General features: G+C 45.2%; 1 protein-coding gene. It reads right to left on the reverse strand.

All coding sequences use genetic code 11. From position 1 onward, the window contains the following. Window positions 1–25 precede the first annotated feature (25 nt). Window positions 26–1,402, reverse strand: coding sequence for an IS4 family transposase (locus tag AB6E78_RS22860; protein WP_372134268.1), 1,377 nt, complete (start codon window positions 1,400–1,402; stop codon window positions 26–28). Window positions 1,403–1,507 lie beyond the last annotated feature (105 nt).

Below are 1,507 nucleotides of genomic sequence, written 5' to 3' on the forward strand. Positions count from 1 at the left end.
GGCTGTCTCTTGATCACAAGTCTGGTTAATCAAGAGACTTGGCGAGTTCATACCCTTCAAGGATGGTTTGTAACCTAAGCCATCCTTGCCATAACGTCTTTATAGAAGCGCGACCTGTTCGCTTGGTATTCTTCCAACCACCTAACCGAGCAATACCGTTGTAAACCCATGATATATTAGGCGCTTCTTTCGGTAGTTTTTTGCTCTCCAACTTGAGCCACATTAACTTCCACGCTTTGCCTTTTAATACCTGCTCACAACTGCTCTTAGATAACTCGTCTGATTCATTCATAAACCTCAACTGGAGTAACCGAGTCGCGATAAAAGCCAAAACGACGCTGAGCCTTTCTAAGTTATCCTTACTTTGCATTCTCAGTTGCTCAACTTCAGTCCCTTCACTTTTCCAGACTTTATGAAAATCTTCTATCAGCCAGCGCCGCTCATAATAACTGACGATTTTGAGTGCCTCTTCCTTGCTCGTTATCGGCTCTGAAGTCAGTAAGTGCCATGCGAGCTTATTACCACTCTCTCCTTGTTCTATACATCCCACGTAGTAAAGCGGAATGTTATCGAACTCTTTCTTGTTAGCAGGAGACTTGAGTGTCACGGGGGCATATTTGATATCTAAATGAGCCTTGCGAGCTTTACGACCGCCTTTTTGCGGTATTTCGAGCACTTTCTCTCCGGCTGATAACAGGGTAGAAGCATAGCTATAAAGACGATTATCGTGCTCTTCAATACAGCGGCTTTGCATTGAGCGAACGAGGAACCTTTGTTGTTGCTCTCGCTTGTAAGTGAGGTATTCAAATAGGTCGGCTTCTCTATCGCACACAGAAATGACATCCGAAATTTTATCGCCAAGTCGCTCAGCGACATGGCGAGAGGCTTGTTCCCACTTATAACTTTCTTTCTCTTTGTATGGTCGAGTCGCATGCTGGTGCCTTTGACCTCGCTTTTCTATATCACGAGTCCAGCGCTGTTGTTCAATTAAACCAATAACAGATTGAGTGTCGGGAGCAAAAAGTAAGGTTGAGTGTACAAACATGGCGCGATGTCGATTGCCTTGATTGGAGTGCCCGAGTTCATCTCGAATGCTGCGATGGGAGTAACTGAGAGAAGTGGTGTCTTCTAAGGCAAGAAGTGTTTGTTGCTCTAATGCTTCTTGTGCGGTGACATAAAAACCCGCTTCTGCGATATCTTCTGCTTTGATTTGCTCATTACGGATGAAGCGATAAGCCCCTTCCATTTCAGCAGGGGATATAATGAGTTTCGAGACGGGTACGCCAGGCTGCTCGGCCAGTGAGGCTGCGAGAGCAACGAGTCTTTGAGTGCGTCTAGGGTCATTAAGGTGGGCTTGACCGAACTGTTTTTGTGCCCAAAGGGTTGGCTCTATATAGGTCATGATAATCATCCTTGTCATTGCTTAGATGATCAGATCGTGAAACCTAAAAATAGTTCAAAAAAAATCCCCAAGCGTGGCTTAGGGATTTGTGTATAAGAGACAGCC

The organism is Vibrio sp. 10N.247.310.98 (genome assembly GCF_041467395.1).
Classification (GTDB): Bacteria; Pseudomonadota; Gammaproteobacteria; order Enterobacterales; family Vibrionaceae; genus Vibrio; species Vibrio crassostreae_C.